Below are 25,770 nucleotides of genomic sequence, written 5' to 3' on the forward strand. Positions count from 1 at the left end.
CCGATCGACTCAAGGAATGGTGTAGTACTCATGGATTCAAGCAATCGTCATCCTGACGCCGAAGCGAAGCAGGCGCATCTTGCCGATGCCGAAGCGTTGCGCGCACGCATTGCGGAGCTCGAGGCGGAATTCGAGCGAGCGCAGGCGCTGGCGCGTGACACTGCTGCTCGCCTTCGTCGCACGAGCTACGACGTGTCGGTGGCGCAGGCACGTGCGGACGCGGCCGAGCGACAGTTGAGCGACGTGCTGTCGAGCACGTCATGGAGGGTCACGGCGCCATTGCGCGGCGCCGTACGCGTCGCGCAATCAGCCATCAGGTTCGCGCGTGACCCATCGTGGGTGGTACTGAAGCGGCGTGGCATGACGGCGCTTCGCGAGACCGCGCGACGGAGCACACTCGCACGCAAATTGGTGTTCTGGGTTCGCGACAACCACCCGGGGATCTGGGCGCGTGTGGCGCATCTCGCGGCTCCCCGTTTTGCCGGCACGCAGACCATTTCCGTTACACGCTGGAAGGAAGGGAGCGTATCGCGTCGATACTACGCAGAGCGCATGGCCGCACGCGTGCCGCATTGCGACCGCGCGACCGTCGAAGGTTTCCTCGATGCGCGGGTGGTCGGTGTCGATACCCGCAAGCTCGCCGCGCGGCTGACCGAGATCTGCGCGACGGCGGTACCTGCGCGCGACGACGATGCGTCCGGGCGTTGAGCATGCCGGCGCGGAATTCAGCCTGAACCTTATGCACAACGGAGCAACTGCCGCCGTGGCTTCCCCAAATATCGCACTACAAAGCACGTCCGACGCAACGAATTCACGGCAAGGCCCTCATTCAAGACGCGTCCGGGCGATCAACCAGTTTCATTCCGGAAGCGCGATTGCCGACGCGGTGACGAACAGCATGTTCATGATCCAGGCGCTGTTGCGCGAGCTCGGTTTCGAATCCGAGATATTCGCGGAACATGTTGCTCCGGAACTGGTTGGCCGCATTCGCTACTTCCGGGAATACGACGGATCGGCGGACGACGTGATGCTGCTGCATCACTCGATGGGACACGATCAGGATGAGTGGATTCTGAGTCTTCCGTGTACTACGGTCCTCATCTATCACAACATCACGCCTGAATCGTTCTTCGACGAAAGGTCGCCGTTCCGGCATTACTCGGTGAAAGGACGTGCGCAACTCGATACGTTTCGCGAGCATTTCGCTGCGGCGATAGCGGTGTCCGATCTGAATGCCCAGGAGCTTCGCGAGCGCGGTTACGAGAAGGTCGAAACGATTCCGCTGCTGATCGATGCCGCGCGCATCCGCACGACCGAGTGGAACGATGCGCTGGTCCAGGAGCAGTCGCAAGTTTCGACCATCCTGTTCGTTGGGCGCGTCTCTCCGAACAAGGCACATCGAGACATCGTCGAGGCGGCTGCCCAGTTGCGCGCCATTATGCCGAGTCCGTTTCAGGTCACCTTCGTCGGCGGATACGGCGAAGAGGAACCTTACTATCTCGAATTGCGCAAGCTGATCGATGAACTCGAGCTGGGCGAGATTGTCCGCTTTGCGGGGAAGGTGTCGGACGCCGATTTGTACGGCTGGTATCGCTCCGCAGCACTGTTTCTGTGCCTGAGCGACCACGAGGGGTTCGGCGTCCCGCTGATCGAAGCGATGACCTTCGATGTTCCGGTGATTGCTTACGCGAGCAGCAACATCGAATCGACGCTCGGCGGCGCAGGATTGTTGGTACACGACAAGCATCCGCAGGCTGTCGCTGCGCTCGCACGTGCGGTGCTGGAGGATCGCGCGCTGCGTCGCGCGGTGATCGTCGAGCAACGCAAGCGGGTTCGGCAGTTCGAACGCCCCACACTGCTCGATCAGTTGCAGCGCTTTTTGCGCAAGGAGGGCATCGAGATCCCCCGGCCGATTGCTGCAGAAACCGCGGACGGCGGCGTGCCCGCGTTGCGCTATCAGGTCGAGGGACCGTTCGAGACGTCGTACAGTCTTGCGCTCGTGAACCGCGAACTGGCATTCGCGCTCGACCGCGCGAATCCCGGCGAAGTTGGTTTGTTCGCGACGGAAGGGCCGGGCGACTACGCGCCCGATACGCGGCGGATCGCCGCCATTCCGGGGTTGCCGGATCTGGTCGCGCGCGGAAGCAAGCGCAGCGGCGCCGACGTCGTCATTCGCGATCTCTATCCGCCGCGAGTGCACGACATGGACGGGCTGTTCAACTTTCTGCACTTCGCGTGGGAGGAGTCGGAGTTGCCTGCCGCGTGGGTCGCGTCGTTCAACGAGAATCTCGACGGTATCGCTGCGACGTCGGCGTTCGTCGCGAAGGTCGCGCGCGACAACGGTTTTGCCGGCACGATTGCAAACGTCGGTCTCGGCCTCGACCATGTCGCACGCACGCCACGTCGCGAGTACCGCGGCACGCTCGGCAAGGGTTTCCGTTTCCTGCACGTGTCGTCGTGTTTCCCTCGCAAGGGCGTCGACGTGCTGCTCGATGCGTTCGCGAAAGCGTTTACGGCGCGCGACGACGTGTCGCTGATCATCAAGACGTTCCCTAATCCGCACAATACGGTAGCCGAACAGATCGCCGCGTTGCGCCGGCGCTATCCCGACTGCCCGGAAATCGTACTCATTGACGCCGATCTCGACGCCGGCGAGATAGTCGATCTGTATCACCGCTGCCACGCATTCGTTGCGCCGTCGCGAGGCGAGGGCTTCGGGTTGCCGATGGGCGAGGCGATGTGGTTCGGGTTGCCGGTGATCACGACGGCGTTCGGCGGTCAGACCGATTTCTGTACCGACGAAACCGCATGGCTCGTCGACTATACGTTCGAGGGCGCCAAGTCGCATCTCGGCCTGTTCGACTCGGTCTGGGCCGAGCCGAGCGTGGACAGCCTCGCTGCCCAATTGCGGGCGGTACATGCTGCAACGGATGACGTGCGCCGCGCGAAGGCGGAACGCGGCCGCGCATTGCTTGAAGCAGCGTTCACCTGGGATCGCTGCGCTGCGCGTTTTGCGGCACTGGAGACTGCGGTCGGCGCCATCGAACCGGCTTCGTCGGGCCGCACGCGGCTGGCATGGATCTCGTCGTGGAACACGAAGTGCGGGATCGCGACGTATTCATCGTTTCTGGTCGCGGGCCTCGATCCGGCGCAATTCGACGTGCGCGTCCTAGCGTCGCGCGATCCGGCCGTCATCGTCGCCGACGGCCCGGAGGTGACCCGCTGCTGGACGGACCAGCGCGGGCGCGTCGACGAACTGATTGCCACGCTTGCGCAGTGTCAGCCGGACGCGATCGTGCTGCAGCACAACTACGGTTTTTTCAGCATGGAGTCGACCGCCCGGATCGTCGAGTACGCGCATGCGCATGCGATCCCGATCGTGGTCACGTTCCACTCGACGAAGGACGTCGACACGCCGGAGTTGCGTGCATCGCTGTCGGAGATCGTCGAGGCGCTGCGCCTCGCGGATCGCTTGCTGGTACACGGCCTCGAAGATCTGAACCGGTTGCGGGCGCTCGGGCTGGCCGGCAATGCCACGCTTTTCCCGCACGGCGTGCATGCGCGGGAGGCGACGGACCGGCTCGCCAGCCGGGCGGCGCTGAATCTTCCGGCAGACGCGCCGGTGATTGCGACCTATGGGTTCCTGTTGCCGCACAAGGGGCTCGAGGAGGTCATCGATGCGTTTGCGCTGCTGTTGCCGGAGATGCCGGAGGCACGACTGCTGATGGTGAACGCGCTCTATCCGGTCGCGGATTCCGAGACTGTGGCGCAACGCTGCAGCGAGCGGATCAAGACGCTCGGTCTGGGCGACAGCGTCCGGATGATCACGGAGTTCCTGCCGGATCGCGAAAGCTTCGCCTATCTGGACGCGGCGGATTTGATCGTGTTCGCGTATCAGGATACGGCCGAGTCCGCGAGCGGCGCCGTGCGATATGGCATCGCGGCCAATCGGCCGGTCGCTTGTACACCGATCCCGATCTTCGACGATCTCGGCGAGATGGTGCATCGCTTTTCCGGTACGGATGCACATGCGATTTCGGATTCGCTCGGTGAACTGCTCCGCGATCGGGCTTTGCTTGGCAGCAAAGCCGAAGCGCAGGCGGCGTGGATCCGGGCGCGCTCGTGGGACGAGATGTCGGCGCGGTTGGGCGGGATGGTGCGGGGGCTCGTTATCGAGCGGTCGATCGATCAGGACGGGCTGATAAAATGACGCGGATACACCAGTTGAACGAGCACCGAAGCAGCATCCCGCGTGGTTTGGCGACTACGGATGCGTCCGGCTTGGTGCATCGGATGTCAACATCGCTCCCTTTCGCGGAAGCGCATGCGAACTCTGGCGATCGGCAGCGAGGCCGGGATATGGACCATCGTGCCGATCCGCATGGTGGAAAAGGGAAGCAGGCGCGTGTGTTCGTCTCGCCGCATGTGTGACTCGGCGCATGTCATTTGAGTCTACGTTCAACGGAACTCCAATTTAGTAGGTATTGAAAACCGATGCAGGAAAAATCACATCACTCCAGCGCGAGTTCACTGAGGTTGGCGTGGATGCTGGCAAAGCGAGATCTGAAGAACCGCTATGCGAGTTCCTATGCAGGTACGGCATGGAACGTCGGGGTGCCGCTGCTCTACTCGCTGATCAACGTTGTCGTGTTCTCGATCCTAATGCGGGGACGAATGGGAGCGCAGTACGGAGACATTCCGTTTGCGCTTTTCTATTTCGTTCCGTTCTCGCTGTGGACCGTCTTTACAGAAGTCACAGGGCGGAGCACTGGCATTTTGCGCGAGTACAGTTATCTGATCAGCAAGATCGCGTTTCCCGTATGGGTCTTGCCGTTGATTCCGTTGACTTCCGCGTTGATCAGTCAGGGCATCATTTTCGTGTTCGTCATCGGTCTGCTGATTATCAAGGGCGTCGTGCCGGGAGCCATGATTTGGATGTTTCCGGTGATCTGGGCGCTGTCGCTGGCAATTTCGATCGGCTTCGCGTACGGGATTTCGGCAATTTCTGTCTATGTTCCGGATATGGTGCCGATCGTACCGCTTTGCACGAACATTGTTTTCTGGCTCACCCCGATCCTGTACCCCGCCACGATGGTCGAAGCGTCACGCATGATCTGGATGCGCAATATCGTCATGACACTCAATCCGTTTTACTACATGGTCGAGACTTCGCGACAGGCCGTTTTCCCAGGTATTCCGTTCAATTGGGAATATATCGGGGTGCTTGTTATCGTGGCGGCGGCCACGCTGGCGATCGGCGCATTCATTTTTCGCAAGCTGAAGCCTGGCTTCGCGGATGTTCTTTAAGGCTGAAGAGTTAGCTCATGTCGACACAAGATCGCTCAAAGGTTATAGAGCTGAACAACATCAGCAAGATCTACCGTTCATATTCTTCGCCGCGCCATCGTCTGCTCGAACTGATGTCGGCGGGCAAGCGACAGTATTTTCGCGAGACGAGAGCACTGGACGGCGTTTCCTTCTCGCTCGAGAGAGGTGACAGGTTCGGTGTGGTCGGCGAAAACGGCAGCGGCAAGAGCACGCTGCTGAAGATTCTGGCAGGCGTGTTGAACCCGAGTACGGGGATGGTCAATGTCTCCGGTCGAGTATCTGCGCTGCTGGAACTGGGAGCCGGTTTCAATCCCGAGCTTTCAGGCCGCGAGAACATTGTTCAGTTCTGCATGCTGCATGGAATGCTTCAGGAGCAAGCCATCGCAGCGCAACCTGAAATCATCCGCTTCAGCGAGCTGGGCGACGCGGTCGATCATCCAGTCAAGACGTACAGTAGCGGGATGGCCGTCCGATTGGGGTTCGCCTGCGCAGTTTACGTGCAACCCGATATCCTGATTGTCGATGAAGCGCTGAGCGTCGGCGATGCATATTTCCAGAACAAGTGTCTGCACAAAATTCGCACGATGCTTGATGAGGGAACGACTTTTATCTACGTCACGCACGCGGCGGATTCGGTTCGTGCGCTATGTAATCGAGGCCTGTGGCTTGAGAAAGGGCGCGTTCGTCTGCTGGGCAGTTCGAAGCAGGTCGGCGCCGCGTACCAGAGCGAAGTGTTCAGTCGAATGGTACGAGCCGGGATCGATGTGACGGAGATTGACGATGACGACGATCCGGCCGATACGCCGGCGACCGCGGGCAATGCGACTAACACGGCCGACGCATCGACGGCGGTTGCTCACATGCGTCCGGACAAGGCGCGTACCCGTGCCTTCTCATCTCGTGTCGAACCACTGCGTACAGGTACCGGCGAGATTCGAATCGACGACATCAGCGTGATCGATCCGGACGGCAACGAATGCGATACGGTCGATATCGAGAAGACGCTGCGCGTTCGCGTGTTCTTTCATGTTGAATCGCCGCCGCCGAAAAAGAGTTCTCTGGCGCTCGGTATCACGGATTCGTCGGGCCGGCAGATTCTGCATTTCAGTTCGGAGGTACAGGATGTTTTTCCGTCAGAAGCGGCCCCGCACATTCAGCACATGATCGAGTTTTCGTTTGCCAATCCCCTGTGTCCTGGCGAATACGGTTTGATCGCGGGCGTCGGTGTGACGACAGAACACCCGGAAAACCGCGGGCAGAGTCTCGTTACGAACGTGATCGACTATTGCGTGGGTGGAGCGCGGTTCGCCGTGCGGTTCCCGGATGAAGTCGTGAAGCGTGATCTGTGGGGTATCGTGCACGTGAACTACGCGGTCTCGATGCATTCACTGGACTGATCGATCGTACCCATATCACCCGGACATTCGCATGTTTCAGCGTCTTAGGACAAAGATCCGCGATCGCCTGACGGAAGCCGTGACCGAGCGCGTGGTCGCCCGGCTCGGCCAGTCGCCGGAATTCGCGGACCGTATTGCGCGGCAAGTTGTGGCGAATCAGTCGGCCGACATACTGGGATCCGATGTTTTCATCGAGCGTCTCGTCGACCGCATGACGCCGGCAATCGCGCAGCGACTCGTGATGACACCGGTTCTCTTCGGAGGCGACTGGGGACGCGTCACGCTCGGAGACGGTGTGCAGTTGGTCAACACATTGATGAACGTGTCGTCGGGACGCATCGTGATTGGCGATCAAACGTTCTTCGGCCACAACGTCAGTCTGATTACGGGAACGCATCCGGTGACGGAAAAAATGTCCGCCCGACACGACTATCCGCGTGATGGACGTGACATCGTGATCGGACAAGGCGTCTGGATCGCATCCAACGCGGTCGTTGCGGGGCCTTGCACGGTTGGTGACCATGCCGTCATCGCCGCGGGTGCGGTTGTGACGTGCGGCCAGGTCGACGCCGGCTGGTTGTATGGCGGCGTTCCGGCACGAAAAATCAGGAAGTTGGTTTGAGTCCGGCCCCTGTGAGTGCCATTCGTCGCACGGCCATAACACGCGGTAGAAGTTTACCGAGCGAATTTGAGAGTTGAATGAAATGAAGGCAGAAATCAGAAAGGCGGTCCGCGTCGTTGCGGACTTGCCGGTAGTGGGTCGGCTGGTGCGCATCGTGGTCGCGGCGATTCGGTTGCCCGAATTCCGCGCCGACGTGATGCGCCGTCAGGAAGTGTACGAGAAGGATCAACTGCCGATGCTCTTGCGAACGCTGTCGGAGTTGAACGATCGTCAGCGATTGCTCGACAACGACCAAGACAATCTTGTCCGTTCGGTACCCGTTGCTTTGCGACGGCTTCATAACGACGTCAAGCAACTGAAATCGCTGATTGAGGAAGGCGAGGCGTTCGGCCGCGAGAACCAGCAGAAGCTGGATGAACGCGTGGGTGAGCAACTGTCGCAAGCTACGACGCTTGTCGGTCAGGTGAACGATCGTCTGAACGGCATGGACGATTCGGTCCGGTATCTGCTCGGACGCGTTGAGTTCGTCCGCCGGGAACTGATGTTCGAAATGCGTTACGGCGCATCGTCGCCCGGTGAGCACGACGATACGCTCAAGGCGAAGACCGAAATCATTGCGAAAGAGAAAGTGGCGGCCGCTGCCGGCAATGGCGAGTTGCGACTCAATCTGGGGTGCGGCCATATCGCACTGGATGGCTATCTGAACGTGGACCGTCGCGCGCTGCCTGGCGTGGACATCGTGTCGGAAGTCGACGAGTTGCCGTTCAAGAGCGGGGAGTTGTCCGAGATTTTCTCGGCTCACCTGCTCGAGCACTTTCCGCAGGAACAGATGGTCCGCGAGTTGTTGCCGTACTGGTTCGACCTCCTGAAACCGGGCGGCGAATTTCATGCGGTTGTGCCGGACGCGCAAGCAATGATGAAGAATTACATCGATGGTGACTACCCCTACGCTTACTTGCGCGAAGTCACGTTCGGTGGTCAGGACTACGACGGCGATTTTCATTTCAACATGTTCACGCCCGAATCGATGTCGGCAATCCTGACAGAAGCAGGGTTTGTCGACATCTCGCTGGTGGAGGCAGGGCGCCGCAACGGAAACTGCTACGAATTTGAAATTGTCGCGAAGCGCGCGGCGAAAGCCTGACGCGACGGCCTGCGTATCCGCTTCCTTCGTCCGAAGGGGGCGTGACGTGACGACGCGACGCATGTGGCGAACGACAACATGTCGCGCGCAGTGTCGTTTCACCATTAAATACTGTACCGATAGATCGAGGTAACCCATGTTGAGCTTTTCGATTGTCATAAATACGCTCAATCGTGCAGGATTATTGCAGAAGACCTTGGAGAGTTTTCGCTGGATTCGGTACGCTGGTGACTTCGAAGTCATTGTAGTCAACGGCCCATCGACTGACGCATCGGCGGAAGTGATTGAGTCCTGGGCCCCTTTCGTTCGCGCCGGAACCTGTCCGGTCGCAAATCTGTCGGTCTCCCGGAACGTCGGTATCTGCATGGCGGAAGGCGACGTGGTGGCCTTCATCGACGATGACGCGATACCCGAGCCGGAATGGCTGACCCAGCTCGCTGCGGCATACGACTCCCCGGAGATCGGCGGTGCGGGCGGCCTGGTGTTTGATCAAACTGGTTATACGTACCAATACGAATACAGTACGGCCAATCGACTCGGTAATTCAAACTGGGCAGCGAAGAAAAGCGCAGAGCACCTGTGTTTTCCGGGGTCCTACGAATTTCCGTACCTTCAGGGAACGAACGCATCGTTTCGTCGTTCGGCCCTGATGGAAGTCGGTGGCTTCGACGAGGAGATCGAGTATTACCTTGATGAAACGGAGCTGTGTTGCCGACTGGTCGATGCGGGATACGTCATCCGCCAATTGCCGAACGCATATGTGCATCACAAGTTCGCGCCGAGCCATGTGCGGGATGATCACAAGATCACGCGATACCGGTATCCGGTCATCAAGAACAAGATCTATTTTTCGCTCAAGCATGCGCGCAAGTATCTGCCGCTGGACGAGATCTTCGATGACAATCGAAAGTTCTCGCAAGGGCACGAGAACGATATTCGCTTCCATATCGACGGAGGGCGTCTTGACACGTCCGAGCTCGAAAAATTCAAGGAGGAAAGCACCAGGGCCTGGGATACGGGCGTCGAGCGGGGCCTGCGCGGGCACGCAGAGTTGATCACCGCAGAAAAGAAGGCGCGCGTTGCCGGCCAGTTCAAGAAGTTCGAGACGTTCGGCGATCCGGATCAGGACGCGATCGTATTGATCGCGCGCGACTATGCACCGGCGCAGTCCGGCGGGATTGCTACCTTCAACAAGGATCTGGCCGAAGGATTAGGGGCCGAGGGACGCATTGTCCATGTGATTACGCAAAGCCCGGATTTCAATCGGGTGGATTTTGAAAACGGTGCATGGATTCATCGCATCGTGACGAAAGAATCGGTGCTTCCTCCGGCTGCAGTCGAACGGAAGATTCCGGCTCACATCTGGAACTGGTCGGCCACAGCGCTCCAGGAGGTCAAGCGTATCGCATCGCACCGCAAGATCGGCGTCATCGAGGCGCCGATCTGGGATTGCGAGGGATGTGCGTTCCTGTTTGACGGTACTTGGCCGGTAGTGACCAGCCTGCATACAACACTGCATTTCTGGATTCAGACGCACCCCGAATATGCGGCCGACGCGGAGTGGATGAAGTCGTTTGGCAAGCCGATGCTCGCGTTGGAAACCGAAATGATGACGCGTTCTGATGCGGTGCGAGCGAATAGTCGCGCGATCGTGAGCGAAATCGAGAGCGCGTATGGATTCAGGTTCGATCCGCAGAAGACGGTCGTGGTCCCGCATGGGCTTGCGGCCAAGGCGGTTACCGTGGAAGGCCAGTCCGCGGCGAAGTCCGATTCGGTAACGTTGTTGTTTGTCGGTCGACTTGAGCCGCGCAAGGGTATCGACGTACTGCTGGAAGCGTTGCCAGAGGTCATGGCCGATATACCCAGCCTGAAGGTACGGGTGATCGGTGACGATACGCTTCCCGGGCCGGGCGGGCGCACGTTCAAGGACGCGTTCGTCGATTCGGACGCAGGCCGCAAGTGGGGCGATCGCGTGTCATTCGAAGGCCGGGCGCCGGACGCAGTCGTACGTGCGGCTTATGCAGAGTGCGATATTTTTGTCGCGCCGAGCCGATTCGAGTCGTTCGGCCTCGTTTTTCTCGAGGCGATGCGCGAAGGCAAACCGGTCATCGGATGCGCTGCAGGCGGGATGCCGGAAGTCGTTTCACATGGCATTTCAGGACTGCTGGCGACGCCGGGCGATTCGAAATCACTCGCACAAGCGATCCGGACGCTCGCGAATTCTCCGGAGTTGCGTGCACGCATGGGTGCAGAAGGCAAGCGGTTGTTTGAAGAACGATTCACTGCAACACGCATGGCGTCCGAGAGTTCGGCGCTCTACGCGCTTGCGATTCGCAACCAGCTCGAGCCCGTCACACAATGAAGATTTCCTATGTGAACGGAATTTGCGTCAAGAACGACGCGATCTCGAACAGCATTCGTGACGAGATTCGTGCTTTACGCGAGAGCGGCATCGACGACATTCGCCTGTTCGCCTATGTATGTGAACATGATGACCTTCCATCGAAGGTCGTCAGCAATGTCGCGGATATCGCGTACGACGCTCACTTCCTTGAAAGCGACGTCGTGATATTTCATTTCGGCATTTATTACCCGCTGTTCGATTTGCTGTCGATCGTTCCGGCCCGAGCGAAGCGAGTCGTGGTGTTCCACAACGTCACGCCTCGTGAGTTCGTAAAGCCCGAAAGCCGTTCATTGATCGATCAATCCTTCTCGCAGATGTCGAACATCGCGTGGGCCGATCATGTCATCTGTGTGAGCGACACGAATCTGGACGTGCTGCGCGAAGCCGGTATCAACACGCCTGCAACGGTGTTGCCGCTGGCCATTCATTCGATGTCTAAGGCACCCACGAAAAAGCCGAGTGTCGATGACGATACCGTCCGCATGGCGTTCATCGGTCGATTCGTCAAATCGAAGGGGCCGCATGAGTTGTTGATGGCACTCGGCAACGTGCTTGAGTCGAACCGGACGTGTCGACTCAGGCTAGACATGGTCGGCAACCTGCTGTTCTCCGATCCGGAATTGCTGGCACAGATCGAGGTCATGATGGCGTCGCTGATGCAGCAATACGGCCATCGCATTTCATTGAAGATTCACGGCAATGCGTCCGAGGCACAGAAGCACGAGATTCTCCAGGACGCGGATCTGTTCGTGTTGCCGACCTATCACGAAGGATTCGGTGTTCCGATTGTCGAGGCCATTTCGAACGGCTGCTACATCATTGCCTACGACAACTCCAATGTCCCGTCCGTAACCAATGGATTCGGGCAACTTGTGGAGACCGGCAGCTTGGAAGGCCTTTCCTCGGAACTTGGCCGGGCGGTCGAGCGGATGACTTCTCCAACGTGGCGCGGCAAGGAAGATGGAAGTTACGCGTCGTTCGTCAAGCGCGCGTCTCGATATGCCGAAGACTTCTCTCCGAGCAAGGTTGCGCGACGGTTCGTCAATCTCGTCAACAACATCCAGTAATTCAAGGGTGCACGCTCGCGTGCGACGTGTTTTACCAAGCGGGCAACAGCGACGCACCTTATTTCGCAGATATCTAACAATGGCACGTGAGAAGACAGCCTACTTTCCGTATATCGACGGCTTACGCGCACTCGCGGTGCTGTCCGTCATGCTTTTCCACCTGAATGCGCACTGGCTTCCCGGCGGCTTTTCGGGGGTCGACATCTTCTTCGTGATATCTGGATTTGTGGTCAGTTCGTCTGTCGCGAACCTCGGTTCGGTATCGCCCGGGCGGCTCCTGCTGCTCTTCTATGCACGAAGAATGCGGCGGATCCTGCCTGCACTGATCGTGGTGTTGCTGGTGACCGGTCTCGTGTCGGCACTCGTCATTCCGTCGTCCTACCTGAGCGACAAGAGTCAGAAGACCGGGCTGTATGCGTTCTTCGGGTTGAGCAATTTCATTCTGGGCGCCGGCGGCAACGACTACTTTTCACCGACTGCTGAATTCAATCCGTACACGCATACGTGGTCGCTTGGTGTCGAGGAGCAGTTCTACCTTGCTTTCCCGTTTCTCTTCTGGGCCTGGCTTGCGCGCAAGAACTGGCGGCATCTGTCCGTCATCCTGATTGCGGCGGGATTGGGTGCTTCGTTGGCCTGGGGGCATTGGCTGGGGCAAACCAATCAGACGCAAGCGTTCTATTTCATTTTTGGCCGGTTCTGGGAATTGGCCGCGGGTGTTCTTCTTTACCAATGCTTCGCGCTTTCCGGATTCGTCACGACCGAATCGACGCATGCTCCTGCCACGACGTGGACCAGGATAGGCGCTTGGCTATCGGCACTTGTCGTGCTGGTCGGGCTCGTGATTTCGAAATCGGATCATTATCCGTTTCCCGGTGCAATTCTGCCGGTCGTCGGCACGGTCGGGCTGTTGGGGTTTCTCTATGGCCGGCAGCACGCGGGCCTGATTTCCACACTTCTCGAAAGCGCTCCCGCTCGCTTCATCGGCCGGATTTCCTATTCGCTCTATCTTTGGCATTGGCCGATATACGTCGTGTCGCGCTGGACGACCGGGCTTGAGTCGCCGGTCGCGATTGTTTGCGCCGTCGTGTTGACCTTTGCATTTGCGATCGCTTCATATCGTTTCATCGAGGAGCCGTTCCGTCATGGATTGTCCGCGGCTGGAATTCCGCGTCTGATTGTCGTTGCACTCGGATTGTGTTTAATGGGCGGGGGCGCGTGGGTTTCGGCGAGGATGGCCGAAGCTCAGCCGAGGTTTTCGCTCAGCACCGTCACTAGGAATGGGAATGACTGGTATCCGTACGGGACCGACACGAATCCCTCATTCCCCGGGTGTCATACCGACGTTGCACAACAAGATGTGCAAGGCGGCCAGCTCTGGACCTACTCGCGCAAGAATTGTGATCTGCCCCAGAAGAGTCAGCATCGCATTTTCGTGATCGGTGATTCGCATGCGATGGCCTATTCCGGCATGTTCAAGCAGTTTGTGGTTCAAACTGGCGTCACCGTATATGCATACAACAATGCCGGTTGTCCATTTCTCAGCTTGCAGCCCTGGCGAGAGAGCGGCAATCCCGTTTGCCATCAATACGGCGATTCGGCGTTGAAGGACATGCTGACCAAACTGCAACCGGGGGACGTTGTTTTTCTGCCCTCTCTGCGCTTGCCCCGCATGATCGATCAATGGGCGTATTTCGGTGACGAAACCGCGAGAAAGCAGCTGTTCGGTGACGAGGCAGACAAAGGCCGGGACCAGGCTGTCCAGGAAGCCATTCCGAAGCTACGCGATATCGAGACGCGTGGTGGCAAGGTCGTCCTGGAGGCACCGAAGCCGATTTTCCGAATGGTTCCGTATCGTTGCTCCGATTGGTTCAATCGACATAACCCGATTTGCGAACGGGGGGCGATAATCAGCCGAAGCGAAATCGACGAAATGCGGACGCCGATTCTGAAAGCGTATTCACGGATGGAAGCGGCAGTGCCTGGCGTGTATACGTGGGATCCATTGCCGTCATTGTGCTCGGACAAAACGTGCTCGGCATACGAAGGCCGCCGGCCGCTGTTTTTTGATGGCGACCATATCAGCGGATACGGGAATCTGCAAGTCTTGCCGAGTTTCGAGTCGTTCATGTTGAAACTGCTGTAAGACGCAGGCAAAGGAAAAATACAATACACGGCATGGATTGTGGGGTCGCAATCCATGCCGTGTACTACAAAAGGAATCCATACGCCATTCCGCAGGGGTTGCGGTTTCGTCGCGTTTGGACATGTCGTGTGCCGGGGACAATTTTCGAGGGGCCGCATGATTGGGGGGCGCCCCGCAGAATGAGCCTGCCGAATGATGGGGCTTGCTCGCTACACCAGGATTATCAGTTGTTCGAGTCGCTCGCGATCTTTGCCGCGACCGTGTTTACGCGCGTTTACGAGCCGAAGACATATTCGTATTGCCGATTTATGATGTGAGGTCCGGTCGGCCGTGATTACGGTGGGCCGCAACGTCTACGTGCGACGATTCGAATCGTCGTCAGTCCACGGACGTGGTGTTGCAGGTGCAAGGTGCCCATGCGTAGCCTGCGACGAATTTGCGCTAACGCGGAGGTTAAGCACGTTTTCGTCGGACCGGTAACGGGTTCGACGGTGAGATGATCGCCGCGTATCGTGTGCCGGTGCGAAGCATAAGTGTGCCTGTCGGGGGCTGTCGTCATAACGGCAGCGGCGGGATCGGCGTGCAGCGAGGGCGATGGGTTTGATTATTCTTTTTTATAGCGTTGTGGTCAGATGAAAGAACAACTTAGAAAAGTTGCCCGCGAAGTAGCTGGCTGGCCCGTAATCGGACGATTGGTTCATATTGGCGTCGGGATCGTTCGCCTGCCGCAGATTCGTGAATCGGTGGCGAGCATCAACCATCGTCAGCACGTATTCGAGGCCGACCAGTTGCCGGCGCTGCTGCGCGCGCTGTCCGCTGCAGATGATCATCAGGTCGATCTCGACAATCTCGTGCATGCGATACCGATGACGTTGCGAAAGCACACGCGGGATATCGATGAACTGACGGCGAAGGTCGATGCACTTCTCTCGGACGTGTCGGCCTTGCGAGACCGGATGGGGTTTGGTGAATCGGCGCTGGCTGACCGCACACAGTCTATCAATTACTTGCTTGGCCGGATCGAGTTCGTACGCCGCGAGCTGATGTTCGAAATGCGTTACGGGGCACGGGAAGTCCAGCCAGACGGCGACGCGATCGGAGTCAAGGCCGAAGTCTTGTCGCAGGACAAGCTGGAAGTCGCGCGTCGCGATGGTATTCGCCTGAATCTCGGCTGTGGCCACATTCCGCTGAATGGCTACCTGAACGTGGACCGACGTGCGCTGCCAGGTGTCGACGTCGTGTCGGAGGTCGATGGGTTGCCGTTTGAGAAGGGCGAATTGACCGAGATCTTCTCGGCGCACCTGCTGGAACATTTTCCGGAGGAGCAACTGCGTCGCGAGTTGCTGCCATATTTCTTCGGGCTGCTCCGGACGGGAGGGGAACTGAAGGCGATCGTACCCGATGCAGAGGCGATGATTCGCGAATACTCGAATGGCACGTATCCCTACGAGGACTTGCGTGAAGTGATGTATGGCGGGCAGGACTACGATGGGGATTTCCATTTCAACATGTTCACGCCGGATTCGATGATCAAGCTGCTGACCGAGGCGGGCTTCGAGACACCGACGATTGTCGATCGTGGTCGCAAGAATGGTCGATGCTACGAGTTTGAGATTACGGCGAAAAAGCCGGTGGCGCACATGCTGGCAGCCTGAGGTTTTGGCCGTGTATCCACGTATCTCCATTGTCGTCAACACGTTGAATCGGGGGCCGGTCCTCCGGAAGACGCTCGAGAGTTTCCGGTGGCTCAGGTACCCGGGCGAATTCGAGGTCATCGTTGTCAATGGGCCGTCAACCGACAACTCGGACGAAGTCATTGCGTCGTGGCTGCCGAAGATCCGTGCCGGAAAATGTGACGTCGCAAATCTATCGGTCTCGCGCAACGTCGGGATATGTATGGCACGGGGCGACGTCGTGGCGTTCATCGATGACGATGCAATTCCGGAGCCCGAGTGGCTGATGCAGCTTGCCGAACCGTATCTCGATCCTGAGGTCGGTGCGGTTGGCGGTTTCGTCTATGACCACACGGGCTACGCTTTCCAGTACAAGTACGCAGTTGTTGACCGCTATGCGCACGCCTATCTGCACATGATGAAGGCGTCACCCCATCTTTCGTTTCCGAAGAGCGTGCGCATCCCGCACTTGCTGGGCTGCAACTCATCGTTCCGGCGCTCGGCGCTATTGCGAATCGGCGGGTTCGACGAGGAGTTCGAATACTTCCTGGATGAAACGGATGTTTGCGTGCGAATCGTGGACGCTGGCTACCTGATCGCACAACTGCCGTGTGCGTACGTGCATCACAAGTACGCACCCAGCAACCTTCGTGGCGAAAACAAGGTGGTGCGCAACCGCTATTCCGTCATCAAGAACAAGGTCTACTTCTCGTTGAAGCATGCGCGCGAATTTTTCCCGACCGAGCGCGTGATGGAGGAGCTCTCCAAGTTCGTCGACATGCAGCGCAGGGAAGTCGTCTGGGCCGAAGGCGAGGGCCTCCTGACCCGCGCCGATGTCACGAAATTCGAGGAAGACGTCGTGCGCGCATATGACACGGGCGTGCAACGAGGCTTCGAAGGCGTCAAGCCCGATGCGATGATCGACGCGCACAAGCTCGAGCGCTATGCCGGTGAATTCCTGCCGTTCGAGACCTTCAACAACGGTCGCACGGTCGTGCTGACTTCGCGCGATTTTCCGCCGAATCACGGCGGCGGCATCGCGACGTTCACGAAGGACCTGGCCGAAGCACTTGCCGCGCAGGGCAGCATGGTGCACGTCGTCACGCAGAGTCCCGATACGAATCGGGTCGACTTCGAAAACGGCGTCTGGGTTCACCGGCTCGTGACTCGCGAAATCGACCGGACGCCAGCGGCCGTCGAACGGAATATCCCGCAGCACATCTGGAACTGGTCGGCGACCGCGCTGGCGGAAGCCCGCAGGATTGCCGAGCATCGCGACATCGACGTCATCGAGTCTCCGATCTGGGACTGCGAGGGCATCGCGTTCCTGCTCGACGGAAAGTGGCCGCTCGTCACCAGCTTGCATACGACGCTGCACTTCTGGCTCGAATCCCATCCTGAACATCGGCAGGATGCGGAATGGATGGCGTCGTTTGGCATGCCGATGCTCGCGCTCGAACGCGAGCTGATGACGAAGGCCGATGCGGTACGGGCGAACAGTCGCGCAATCGTGCGCGAGATCGAACGCCTGTACGCCATCACGTTCAATACGGCGAACACGCGCGTCGTTCCACATGGAATGGCGGAGCCGGTCGGCATTCGGGCGGACGGGAAACGGGCTGCTGGCATCGAAGTCCTCTTCGTTGGCCGGCTGGAGCCGCGGAAGGGGATCGACGTATTGTTTCAGGCGATACCGGTCGTGCTCGACGCGGTACCCGACGTCCGGTTCCGGATCGTCGGCGACGATTCGATGAAGCTGCCTGATGGCCGAACCTACAAGGAAGCGTTCGAGAAGCAGCACGGGAATTCGCGGTGGCGCGATCGGATCAGGTTCGACGGACGCATCGGCGACGATGCATTGCACGAGGCCTATGCGACTTGCGATGTATTCGTTGCGCCGAGCCGGTTCGAGTCCTTCGGTCTCGTATTCCTGGAAGCGATGCGTGTCGGCAAGCCGGTGATCGGATGCTCGGCAGGCGGGATGCCGGAAGTCATCGAGCATGACGCCAACGGGTTGTTGGTGCCGCCCGGCGACGCCGATGCGCTCGCGCAGGCGATCTTGCGTCTGGTGCGTGATCCTATCAGGCGTACTGCGATGGGTGAGCGTGGCCGGCAGATCTTCGAGACGCGGTTTACGGCGGGCGAGATGGCTGGCAAGAGTGTGGAGCTGTACGAACTTGCAAGTGCCCGCGCCGCTGCACGCGCGGCCTGACATGCGTTTTGCCTGCCGCTCGCGGCAGGTATCCGATGCCACGATGCGGGCGCCCCGGCCTCACGGCTGCGGCGCCCGGGCCATTACTGGTCTTCGTTGCCGCGCCACCGGCGGTTGCCGAAGAAATCGACCCAGCGATCGAGATCGGCCGTAAGCACTCGACCAGCACCGTAGCGTAGATCGTTGACGACGGGAGCGCGATGCTATCGGATAGGCTCGACGCGGGCAGTAGAGGGCAACGACGACGCCACGTTCCACGGTAACAACTCGTCGATGCGGTTGATCGGATGGTCAGCGACGCGCTCAAGCACGTAGGCGAGATACGCCTCGGGATCGATGCCGTTCAAGCGCGCCGTGCCAATCAGGCTATACATCGCGGCGGCACGTTCGCCACCGGAGTCGGCGCCGGCGAACAAGTAATTCCGTCTGCCGAGTGCAACGCCGCGCAGTGCTCGCTCGGCGATCAGGTTGTCGATTTCCGCACGCCCGTCGCTGCAGTAGTAGATGAGCGCCGGCCAGCGATTCAGCGCGTACTGAATCGCCTTGGTCGTGTCGGATTTTGCAGAGAGCGTGGCGAGCGTTGCTTCGAACCAGCGTTTCATGTCGTCGAGCAGCGGCACCGCTCGCGCCTGGCGCACACTGTGCCGCTCATCAGGTGGTTTGCCACGGATCTGCTCCTCAATCTTGTAGAGCGCGCCGATCCGGTGCAGCGCTTCCTCCGTTAACGCATTGGGGCGGACGGCATGTAGATCATGGATCTTTCGGCGAGCGTGGGCCATGCAGGCAGCTTCCTGGATGGTGCCGCCGCGATACAACTCGGCATAGCCGGCAAACGCATCGGCCTGCAGCACGCCGGTGAAGTCTGCAAGATGCTGCTGGGGATGCTCGCCCCGTCGATCGGGCGTGTAGGCGAACCAGACTGATGCCGGCTCTTCGGAAGCGCTCGGCCGATCATCGCGCACGTAGACCCACAGGCGTCCTGTCTTTGTGCGACCGTTGCCGGGCGCCAGCACTGGCAGCGGCGTGTCGTCCCCGTGAACCTTGCCGCCGGCTAACGTGTATAGGCGGACGGTGTTGACCAGCGGTGCAAGCAGCGCCGTGATGCTCCCCATCCAATACCCCATCGCACCTGGATCGATCTCGACGCCGTCGCGCGCGTACATGACTGCCTGGCGATGCAGCGGGATGTGGTACGCGAACTTCGACACGGCGATGTGCGCGAGCAGCGCCGGACCCGGGATGCCACGATCGATCGGTCGACTCGGTGCCGCGGCCTGCACGATGCGATCGCAGCATGCGCAGGCCAGCTTCGGACGGCGGTGGCGAATCACGCGGAAGTGCGCCCGGACGTATTGGAGCTGTTCCGCGACGTCTTCGCCCAGCGGTTTGAGTTGCCCGCCGCAATCGGGGCAGTCATCATCGGCGGGCAGATGGATGCGCTCTTCGCGCTCAAGGTGATCGGGCAACGGCTTGCGCCCGACACCTTCGCGACTCGGCCGTTTCACTGCAGCAACCGCGGCCATATCGACCGAGCCTTCATCGGCCTGCAGGTCTTCCAGCCGCAATTCAAGCTGTTCGATCTGGCGATCCAGCTTCTCCGATTTTCGGCCGAACTGCATCCGGCGCAGCTTGGCAATCGTCAGCTTCAGATGTTCGATCTCGATCGCGCGCGACGAGAGCTGCTCGCGCAAGCTGGCGACCATCGCCTTCAGCGCTTCAATGTCGTCGGGGAGATCGGTGGGAGCAGCGGACATGCGGTGAGCTTACACGACGCCACCCACAAGCTCTCCACGCGTAATGAACGTTTACAATGCGCTTCGCGGGCGTACCGCATCGATCGGCTGCCGCCAATCGAAACCTTCGAGCAAGAGCGCGAGCTGAGCGGTCGTCAGCGCAACAACACCGGCATCGGCGCGCGGCCACGCGAAACGTCCTTTCTCGAGGCGCTTCGAGAGCAGGCACAGGCCACCGTCGCACCACCACAAGCACTTCAGCAAGTCGCCGCGCTTACCCCGGAACACGAACACGTGCCCGCTGTAGGGATCCTTCTCCAGCACGGTTTGCACCTTCGCGGCCAATGAGTTGAAGCCGGAACGCATGTCTGTGACGCCCGCCGCGATCCAGATTCGCGTGTTCGGCGGGATCACTTCAGACAGTCTCGCAAATACTGTTCGGCGAACTCCTGCGACACACCGCGGATACGAATACGTCGTTTGCCGACCTCGATCTCGATTTCACAGCCTGGCGGCATCGCCGGGCTCGCCGACACGTCCGGCGTTTGCGGCAGAGCGTGATGTGGGATGTCTTTCGCAGGCAGATCGACCACATCAACCGGTAGCAGCGCGATGTTTGGTACTGACGGTGCAGGTTGCGTATCGAGTAAGCTTCTTCGCCACTGCGCGACCATATTGGCGTTCAAGCCGTGTGCACGCGCTACCTCGGCAATCGAGCGATTCGGATCGTTCGCTTCGGCAGCAACCGCTTCCCGAAACTCCTTCGTGTAGTTCTTCGATCCCGGTTGTCTTCCATGCACCACTGGCTTCATCAATCTGATTCCCATTACATCTGATGGGAATCAGATTGCCGGTGCCGCGCCCTCATGAACAGACGGTACGTGTCGAGCGCTTACGATCGGCCCCATATGTTGCACGATTGTCCCGGCGGCCGATCGCGAGGAAATCTGCGGTAAACCGATCCCGGATGGTTTCGTACAGGTCGGCGAATCGATTCGAAATCTTGTTCAGGCCACCGGTTCGGGTCAATTGAACGCCGGCCAGCCGATCGGCTGGCAGACCCAGATGCGCAGCAATCGAGTCGAGCAGCTGTGACGGCGCATCGGACAGCGCTTCATAGCTCGTACGCAGCGGCTGGATGCCCGTCTTGCGAAAATACGCGTCCCAGTTTGCTTCGTGCGACTGCAACATCATCAATTTCGCAAGGATGGCGAGGAAGTCATAGCGGACGTCGGGCTCTGGGGCGTTGGCATCGGCAGGCAGATGCCATGTGCCGGTTTCGTCCGCGATGAATAGTGACACGGCTTGCGCGATCGAATCGTCGCGGCGCACATAGATCCAGCGATGATTCGGCAGTATGTCATCGAGGGTCGTGTAGCCGGCCACGCTGCTTTCGAGCCAGTCGTCGAGGTGAGCGCGGTGGTCGTGCATGATCTTCGCGCCGAAGATGGCGTTCGCGCTCTGCTCTCGAACCAGCGCTTCGAGGTCGCGGCTGAAATCATCGGACGGCGCGCGCCTGAACGGTGACTGCGCATCGTACGGGTACTGGAAATACTCGGTCGGTTGACCTATGCCGGCGTGACTCAGTGCATTCGACAGGGCCGTGCTGCCGCAGCGCGGCGTGAACGCAATGGTGTAAGAGCGCTGGATACCCGCTTGTTCGAGGCGGGCGCGCAGCGTGGCGGTATCGGTGAACTGCGACATGTCGTGCAATGAAAAAGGGCTGGAACAGCGCGGCGCGTTGCCATCAACTGTCCAGCCAATGCGCGATACGCGCTACGTCCGGTCGTTTCTGGCCAGTCGACGGTAGAGGTCGACGTAGCGTTCGATCATCTGGTCGGACGTCAGGTTCCGTTCGAATCGGGCGCGTGCATTACGGCCCAATACAGCGGCGCGTTCGGGGTCGTCCCACAGCGTCGTCATGGCACCGCGAAATGCGGCGGGATCTTCGGGCGGCACGATGAGTCCGGTTTCGTTCGCGATGTTGACGAACGATGTGCCGGTGCCGATTTCGGTGGAAATCAGCGGCTTGCCAAACATCGCGCCCTCGACGAGCGAGATCCCGAACGCTTCCGCGCGCAGGTGCGAGGGGAACGTCAGTCCATGGCACAGGCTCAGCAGTGCGACCTTGTCTTCGTCGGGAACGGCGCCGACGAAAATTGCGCGATCGCCGAGCGCGAGTCGCGCGGCTTGCGCCTTCAGGTCGTTCTCGACCGGACCGGCACCGATGATCACCGCTTTCATCGACGAGCCGGAGAGCGCGTCGAGCAGCACATGCAACCCTTTGTAGTAGCGCAAGTTGCCGACGAAGAGAAAGAACTTCGGCCCTACACGATCGCGCCAGTACGCAATGCGTGCGGGATCGGGAGCAGGGTAGCGGCGCTCGTCGAGGCCGATCGGGATGACCTCGACCTTGTCCTTGTATTGCCGGAGTACCGGGCTCGTCTCGAGATAATTCGGTGATGTAGCGACGATGCGGTCGACGTCGCTCAGGAAGCGACGCTGCAATGGCTTATACGCCTGGAGCAGGAATTTCTGCCGCGTGATATCGGCGTGATAGGTGACGAGCGCGGGCTTGCCGGAGTGGGTCGCGAAATGCACGACGTCCATGAATGGCCACGGGAAGTGGTAGTGGATGACGTCGGCTCGCTTCGCGAGGTCGGCGAAACGACGGAACGCGGCCATCGAGAACGGCGACGACGCGACCTGGAGATCGACCTTTGCCCGGTGGTGAACGTGATCGCCGAAATCGACGGAGCTCGTGTCGGTACTGACCGTCAGGACTTCACTCGTGACGCCGCGCTTGCTCGCCCCCGAGCAGACCTGGCCGATGAGTTCTTCGACGCCGCCCATCGAGTCCGGGCGATAGGTCTTGTAGAAATGTAAAACGTGCATAGGGCTTCAGATTGCCGGGCCGACGCGGGCGAGACAGGGAAGGGGCGGCTGTGCCGCCCCGGTTTTTTCTGCCTGTCCGCGATCAGGCGGCAGGGGCGCGGCCATAGACGTCCTCGAAGCGGACGATGTCGTCTTCGCCGAGGTATTCGCCGCACTGCACTTCGATCAGGACCAGATCCACGACTCCGGGATTGATCAGGCGGTGCTTGTGGCCGGCCGGGATGTAGGTCGACTCGTTCGGCTGCAGCGAAATGATTTGCTCGCCATTGACCACATCGGCGCAGCCGCGCACGACGATCCAGTGCTCGCTGCGGTGATGATGCATCTGCAGCGAAAGTGACGCGCCGGGTTTCACGACAATTCGCTTCATCTTGAAGCGGTCGCCTTCCTCGAGCACGGTATACGTGCCCCATGGGCGATGTACGGTGCGATGCACGCGATAGGCGTCGTGATTCGTCAGCTTGAGTTGAGACACGATCTGCTTGACGTCCTGCGCGCGGTCGCGTTTCGCGATCAGCAGGGCGTCGGGCGTATCGACGACAACCAGGTCTTCAACGCCGACTGCGCCGATCGTCCGCTCGTCGGAGCGGAAATAGCAATTGGACGTGTCGTGTAGCAGCGCCGCACCTTCGATCCGGTTGCCTCGCGCGTCGGGTTGCGTCAGGTCGCTGATAGCGAGCCACGAACCGATGTCGCTCCAGCCGATGTCGCACGGGACGACGGCCGCGCGGTGCGTGCGCTCCATGACCGCGTAGTCGATCGAGATGTCCTTCGCGGTGGCAAACGCGGCAGCCGCCAGCTCGACGGCGTAGTCGTCGTTGACACTCGACCAGCTTCCGGCGGGAATGGCCTGTTGTACCGGGCCCGCGACTTCAGGCGCGTGCACGTCCATCTCGTCGAGCATCGTCTGGGCTGCGAAGCAAAAAATCCCCGCATTCCACGCGTGCTTCCCGTCGACTGCGAGTCGGGCCGCCAATTCGGGATTCGGTTTTTCGACGAAGCTCACGATGTCATGGGCGCTGGCGTTGTCACCGCCCTGTTCGTATTGGATGTATCCGAAGCCCGTTTCCGCGCGCGTGGGCTTCACGCCGAACGCGACGACCTTGCCCGCAGCTGCAGCCTGCGTGGCCCGAAGGACTGCCGCATTGAACGCGTCGAGATCGTTGATCAGGTGATCGGCGGGCATCACGAGCATGACCGCTTCCGGCCCGTGCCGCTCCCGCACGACCGCTGCCGCTGCCTCGATCGCCGCCGCCGTGTTGCGGGAAACGGGCTCGAGGACAAAGCCCACCCGCACATCGGGCTGCCGAACTTCTGCACAGTCGTCTTTCGTCAGGAAGTAGGTATCGCGATTGGTTACGAAGAGGACTTCGTCGACGCCCGGGATGCCGCAGGCGCGCAAGTAGGTCTTCTGAAGCAGCGACTGGCCGTCGGCCAGCTTGAGCAACGGCTTCGGAAACGCTTCGCGGGACACCGGCCAGAGGCGGGTGCCTGCGCCCCCGCAGATGATGACAGGAATAATGTTCATGAGACTGAGCGGCGCCATTCAATAAGCCAAACGGCAATTTTAGCCGAATTCCCTGCCCCGGAATTCCGTTCGAGTACATATGGTTACCGAATTTGCACGGTTGCCTGTCGGTCGCGCCCCATTATTTCGGCACCGCGCGGGGTACCGGCTGCGAGCATGGTTTTTGCCGGCGTTTGTCGTCATAATGGCGGCACTTTCACGCGGGTATCCCGGCGCGGCGCCCGTCGGGTGGGCCATCGCCGTGCGCCGACGCTGCATGTGGACGGGCGACTTTTCCAGAGGTCCTGGCCGGCGTCCGCAGCCGCACCGTCGAATCGACGGGGCGCTCCCCGCGGCACGCACGGGCCGCCGTGCCCATTGCCGATTTTCACCCTACGCTTGTGCGCCGACTGCATGAAGTTGCTTTTTGACCTGAATTCCCTGCGGCCGCCGCGTAGCGGCGTCGGCTATTACACACAGCATCTGCTGGAAGGTTTGTTGCAGCGGCCCGACGTCGACGCGCTGGCCGGATGGGTTGGGGCAGCCATCCACGAGAATGGCGGATTGCAGGCGTTGCTTCACGACGAAACAGTGCCCGTCACGCGCGCTGCCCACAGGCCGCTGGCGGCCGCGATCCGTGCCGCGCGCAACATCCCGGGCGCCTATCAGGCGCGCACGTTCTTGCGCGATCGTTCGTCCGCGCGTCTGCGCGACGACTTCGCGCGCCGCGGCTATCTGTACCATGAGACCAATTTCATCGCGTCACGCTACCGGGGGCCGACGGTCGTGACGATTCATGATGTGTCGCACCGGCCGCATCCGGAGTTCCATCCGCGGGAGGCCGTCAGGTATCTTGACGGCGGTCTCCCGCGCACGCTCGCGCAGGCGCAGACGGTGATCGCGGTGAGTCACTACACGAAGCGAGCGCTTCATGACCTGTTCGGGCTGCCCGACGAGAAGGTGGTCGCGATCCACCTCGGCGTCGACCCGTTGTTCCGTCCATACGATGCGGCCGACTGCGGGGCCGTGCTGGCGGCGCATGGCCTGCGCCATCGCGGCTTCATCCTGTCGGTATGCACGCTGCAGCCGCGCAAGAACCTGCCGCGGCTCGTCGAGGCGTTCTGCCGGATGCCGGCCGGCGTGCGCGAGGCGTTTCCACTCGTGCTGATCGGTGCCGACGGCTGGATGAATTCGACGCTGATGCGCGCGATCGCGCCGCTCGTCGCGGCCCGACAGGTGATCGTGCCTGGCTACGTGTCCCGCCACGATCTGGCCCGCCTGTTCGCGTCGGCTGCGCTGTTTGCCTATCCATCGCTCTACGAGGGCTTTGGCCTGCCGGTGCTCGAGGCTATGGCAAGCGGCACACCGGTGCTGACGTCGAACGTGACATCGCTACCGGAGGTGGCAGGCGGTGCCGCACTGGAGGTCGATCCGCGCTCGATCGACGCGATCGCCGACGGGCTTTCGCGTCTGGCCGACGATGCCTCGTTGCGTGACGTACTCGGGGGGAAGGGGCTGCTGCGGGCGGCCCAATTCACCTGGGCGTCAACGGTAGAGAAAACGTGCGACGTTTACCGTTCTCTGGGCGCCTGAAGGCTGTTGGACGATCGCATGTCGCGATCGCGCGGTAAATCGAACGAATGAC

The 25,770-nt window shown here is 60.3% G+C and carries 18 protein-coding genes; 12 read left to right on the plus strand and 6 right to left on the minus strand.

Annotated elements, in window-relative coordinates:
• The first annotated feature begins 30 nt into the window (after nt 1-30).
• The 11 genes from KU887_RS04350 (at nt 31) to KU887_RS04400 (ending at nt 17,990) form a co-directional block, all read left to right on the plus strand.
• Nucleotides 31-708 carry a hypothetical protein gene (locus KU887_RS04350; protein ID WP_077019982.1) on the plus strand — a complete coding sequence of 226 codons (678 nt, stop codon included), beginning with the start codon at nt 31-33 and terminating at the stop codon, nt 706-708.
• A 190-nt stretch (nt 709-898) separates the two neighbouring features.
• Entirely contained in the window at nt 899-4,210 is a 3,312-nt protein-coding gene (locus KU887_RS04355; RefSeq protein ID WP_258254774.1) for a glycosyltransferase, read from the plus strand.
• A gap of 284 nt (nt 4,211-4,494) precedes the next feature.
• On the plus strand, nt 4,495-5,307 hold the full coding sequence (locus tag KU887_RS04360; protein ID WP_080322913.1) for an ABC transporter permease: 813 nt from the start codon (nt 4,495-4,497) through the stop codon (nt 5,305-5,307).
• Nucleotides 5,308-5,324: 17 nt separating this feature from the next.
• A complete protein-coding gene (locus tag KU887_RS04365; RefSeq protein WP_080322912.1) occupies nt 5,325-6,725 on the plus strand; it encodes an ABC transporter ATP-binding protein in 1,401 nt (466 codons plus the stop codon).
• A 31-nt stretch (nt 6,726-6,756) separates the two neighbouring features.
• Entirely contained in the window at nt 6,757-7,347 is a 591-nt protein-coding gene (locus tag KU887_RS04370) for an acyltransferase (protein ID WP_258254775.1), read from the plus strand.
• An 82-nt stretch (nt 7,348-7,429) separates the two neighbouring features.
• Nucleotides 7,430-8,491 carry a hypothetical protein gene (locus KU887_RS04375; RefSeq protein ID WP_194131135.1) on the plus strand — a complete coding sequence of 354 codons (1,062 nt, stop codon included), beginning with the start codon at nt 7,430-7,432 and terminating at the stop codon, nt 8,489-8,491.
• Nucleotides 8,492-8,627: 136 nt separating this feature from the next.
• Nucleotides 8,628-10,853, plus strand: a complete 2,226-nt coding sequence (locus KU887_RS04380) for a glycosyltransferase (protein WP_080322909.1) — start codon at nt 8,628-8,630, stop codon at nt 10,851-10,853.
• Entirely contained in the window at nt 10,850-11,962 is a 1,113-nt protein-coding gene (locus KU887_RS04385; protein WP_080322908.1) for a glycosyltransferase family 4 protein, read from the plus strand. Before KU887_RS04380 ends, KU887_RS04385 begins: the two co-directional genes overlap by 4 nt.
• Before the next feature lie 79 nt (nt 11,963-12,041).
• On the plus strand, nt 12,042-14,105 hold the full coding sequence (locus KU887_RS04390) for an acyltransferase family protein (protein ID WP_258254778.1): 2,064 nt from the start codon (nt 12,042-12,044) through the stop codon (nt 14,103-14,105).
• A 632-nt stretch (nt 14,106-14,737) separates the two neighbouring features.
• On the plus strand, nt 14,738-15,760 hold the full coding sequence (locus tag KU887_RS04395; RefSeq protein ID WP_143262335.1) for a hypothetical protein: 1,023 nt from the start codon (nt 14,738-14,740) through the stop codon (nt 15,758-15,760).
• A 10-nt stretch (nt 15,761-15,770) separates the two neighbouring features.
• Nucleotides 15,771-17,990 (plus strand): glycosyltransferase, encoded by a 2,220-nt coding sequence (locus KU887_RS04400; protein ID WP_258254780.1) that lies wholly within the window; start codon nt 15,771-15,773, stop codon nt 17,988-17,990.
• Nucleotides 17,991-18,193: 203 nt separating this feature from the next.
• Here the strand turns inward: KU887_RS04400 and KU887_RS04405 are convergent, their stop codons facing one another.
• From KU887_RS04405 to KU887_RS04430, 6 genes are all read right to left on the minus strand, one after another.
• On the minus strand, nt 18,194-19,744 hold the full coding sequence (locus tag KU887_RS04405) for an IS66 family transposase (RefSeq protein WP_258254781.1): 1,551 nt from the start codon (nt 19,742-19,744) through the stop codon (nt 18,194-18,196).
• 51 nt (nt 19,745-19,795) lie between these two features.
• The gene (gene tnpB / locus KU887_RS04410; RefSeq protein WP_036047966.1) at nt 19,796-20,137 is read right to left on the minus strand and encodes an IS66 family insertion sequence element accessory protein TnpB; all 342 of its coding nucleotides are present in this window, start codon (nt 20,135-20,137) and stop codon (nt 19,796-19,798) included.
• A complete protein-coding gene (locus KU887_RS04415; RefSeq protein ID WP_211145382.1) occupies nt 20,134-20,535 on the minus strand; it encodes a transposase in 402 nt (133 codons plus the stop codon). The genes tnpB and KU887_RS04415 overlap by 4 nt, the downstream gene beginning before the upstream one ends.
• Before the next feature lie 52 nt (nt 20,536-20,587).
• A complete protein-coding gene (locus tag KU887_RS04420; protein WP_258254786.1) occupies nt 20,588-21,427 on the minus strand; it encodes a Stf0 sulfotransferase family protein in 840 nt (279 codons plus the stop codon).
• Nucleotides 21,428-21,499: 72 nt separating this feature from the next.
• Nucleotides 21,500-22,576 carry a glycosyltransferase family 4 protein gene (locus KU887_RS04425; RefSeq protein ID WP_269781035.1) on the minus strand — a complete coding sequence of 359 codons (1,077 nt, stop codon included), beginning with the start codon at nt 22,574-22,576 and terminating at the stop codon, nt 21,500-21,502.
• Nucleotides 22,577-22,700: 124 nt separating this feature from the next.
• Complete coding sequence (locus tag KU887_RS04430; protein WP_077020317.1) at nt 22,701-24,146, minus strand: mannose-1-phosphate guanylyltransferase/mannose-6-phosphate isomerase; 1,446 nt, start codon at nt 24,144-24,146, stop codon at nt 22,701-22,703.
• 393 nt (nt 24,147-24,539) lie between these two features.
• Between KU887_RS04430 and KU887_RS04435 the strand changes: the two genes are divergently transcribed.
• Nucleotides 24,540-25,718, plus strand: coding sequence for a glycosyltransferase family 1 protein (locus KU887_RS04435; protein WP_034200918.1), 1,179 nt, complete (start codon nt 24,540-24,542; stop codon nt 25,716-25,718).
• Nucleotides 25,719-25,770: the final 52 nt, after the last annotated feature.

The sequence above is a fragment of the Burkholderia sp. EMB26 genome, assembly GCF_024730645.1.
GTDB lineage: Bacteria > Pseudomonadota > Gammaproteobacteria > Burkholderiales > Burkholderiaceae > Burkholderia > Burkholderia cenocepacia.

Bases quoted from the DNA above. Each gene is read 5' to 3' on its own strand.
- KU887_RS04350 (WP_077019982.1), top strand. From the start codon at position 31: ATGGATTCAAGCAATCGTCATCCTGACGCCGAAGCGAAGCAGGCGCAT.
- KU887_RS04355 (WP_258254774.1), top strand. From the start codon at position 899: ATGTTCATGATCCAGGCGCTGTTGCGCGAGCTCGGTTTCGAATCCGAG.
- KU887_RS04360 (WP_080322913.1), top strand. From the start codon at position 4,495: ATGCAGGAAAAATCACATCACTCCAGCGCGAGTTCACTGAGGTTGGCG.
- KU887_RS04365 (WP_080322912.1), top strand. From the start codon at position 5,325: ATGTCGACACAAGATCGCTCAAAGGTTATAGAGCTGAACAACATCAGC.
- KU887_RS04370 (WP_258254775.1), top strand. From the start codon at position 6,757: ATGTTTCAGCGTCTTAGGACAAAGATCCGCGATCGCCTGACGGAAGCC.
- KU887_RS04375 (WP_194131135.1), top strand. From the start codon at position 7,430: ATGAAGGCAGAAATCAGAAAGGCGGTCCGCGTCGTTGCGGACTTGCCG.
- KU887_RS04380 (WP_080322909.1), top strand. From the start codon at position 8,628: ATGTTGAGCTTTTCGATTGTCATAAATACGCTCAATCGTGCAGGATTA.
- KU887_RS04385 (WP_080322908.1), top strand. From the start codon at position 10,850: ATGAAGATTTCCTATGTGAACGGAATTTGCGTCAAGAACGACGCGATC.
- KU887_RS04390 (WP_258254778.1), top strand. From the start codon at position 12,042: ATGGCACGTGAGAAGACAGCCTACTTTCCGTATATCGACGGCTTACGC.
- KU887_RS04395 (WP_143262335.1), top strand. From the start codon at position 14,738: ATGAAAGAACAACTTAGAAAAGTTGCCCGCGAAGTAGCTGGCTGGCCC.
- KU887_RS04405 (WP_258254781.1), bottom strand. From the start codon at position 19,744: ATGTCCGCTGCTCCCACCGATCTCCCCGACGACATTGAAGCGCTGAAG.
- KU887_RS04415 (WP_211145382.1), bottom strand. From the start codon at position 20,535: ATGAAGCCAGTGGTGCATGGAAGACAACCGGGATCGAAGAACTACACG.
- KU887_RS04420 (WP_258254786.1), bottom strand. From the start codon at position 21,427: ATGTCGCAGTTCACCGATACCGCCACGCTGCGCGCCCGCCTCGAACAA.
- KU887_RS04425 (WP_269781035.1), bottom strand. From the start codon at position 22,576: ATGGGCGGCGTCGAAGAACTCATCGGCCAGGTCTGCTCGGGGGCGAGC.
- KU887_RS04430 (WP_077020317.1), bottom strand. From the start codon at position 24,146: ATGAACATTATTCCTGTCATCATCTGCGGGGGCGCAGGCACCCGCCTC.
- KU887_RS04435 (WP_034200918.1), top strand. From the start codon at position 24,540: ATGAAGTTGCTTTTTGACCTGAATTCCCTGCGGCCGCCGCGTAGCGGC.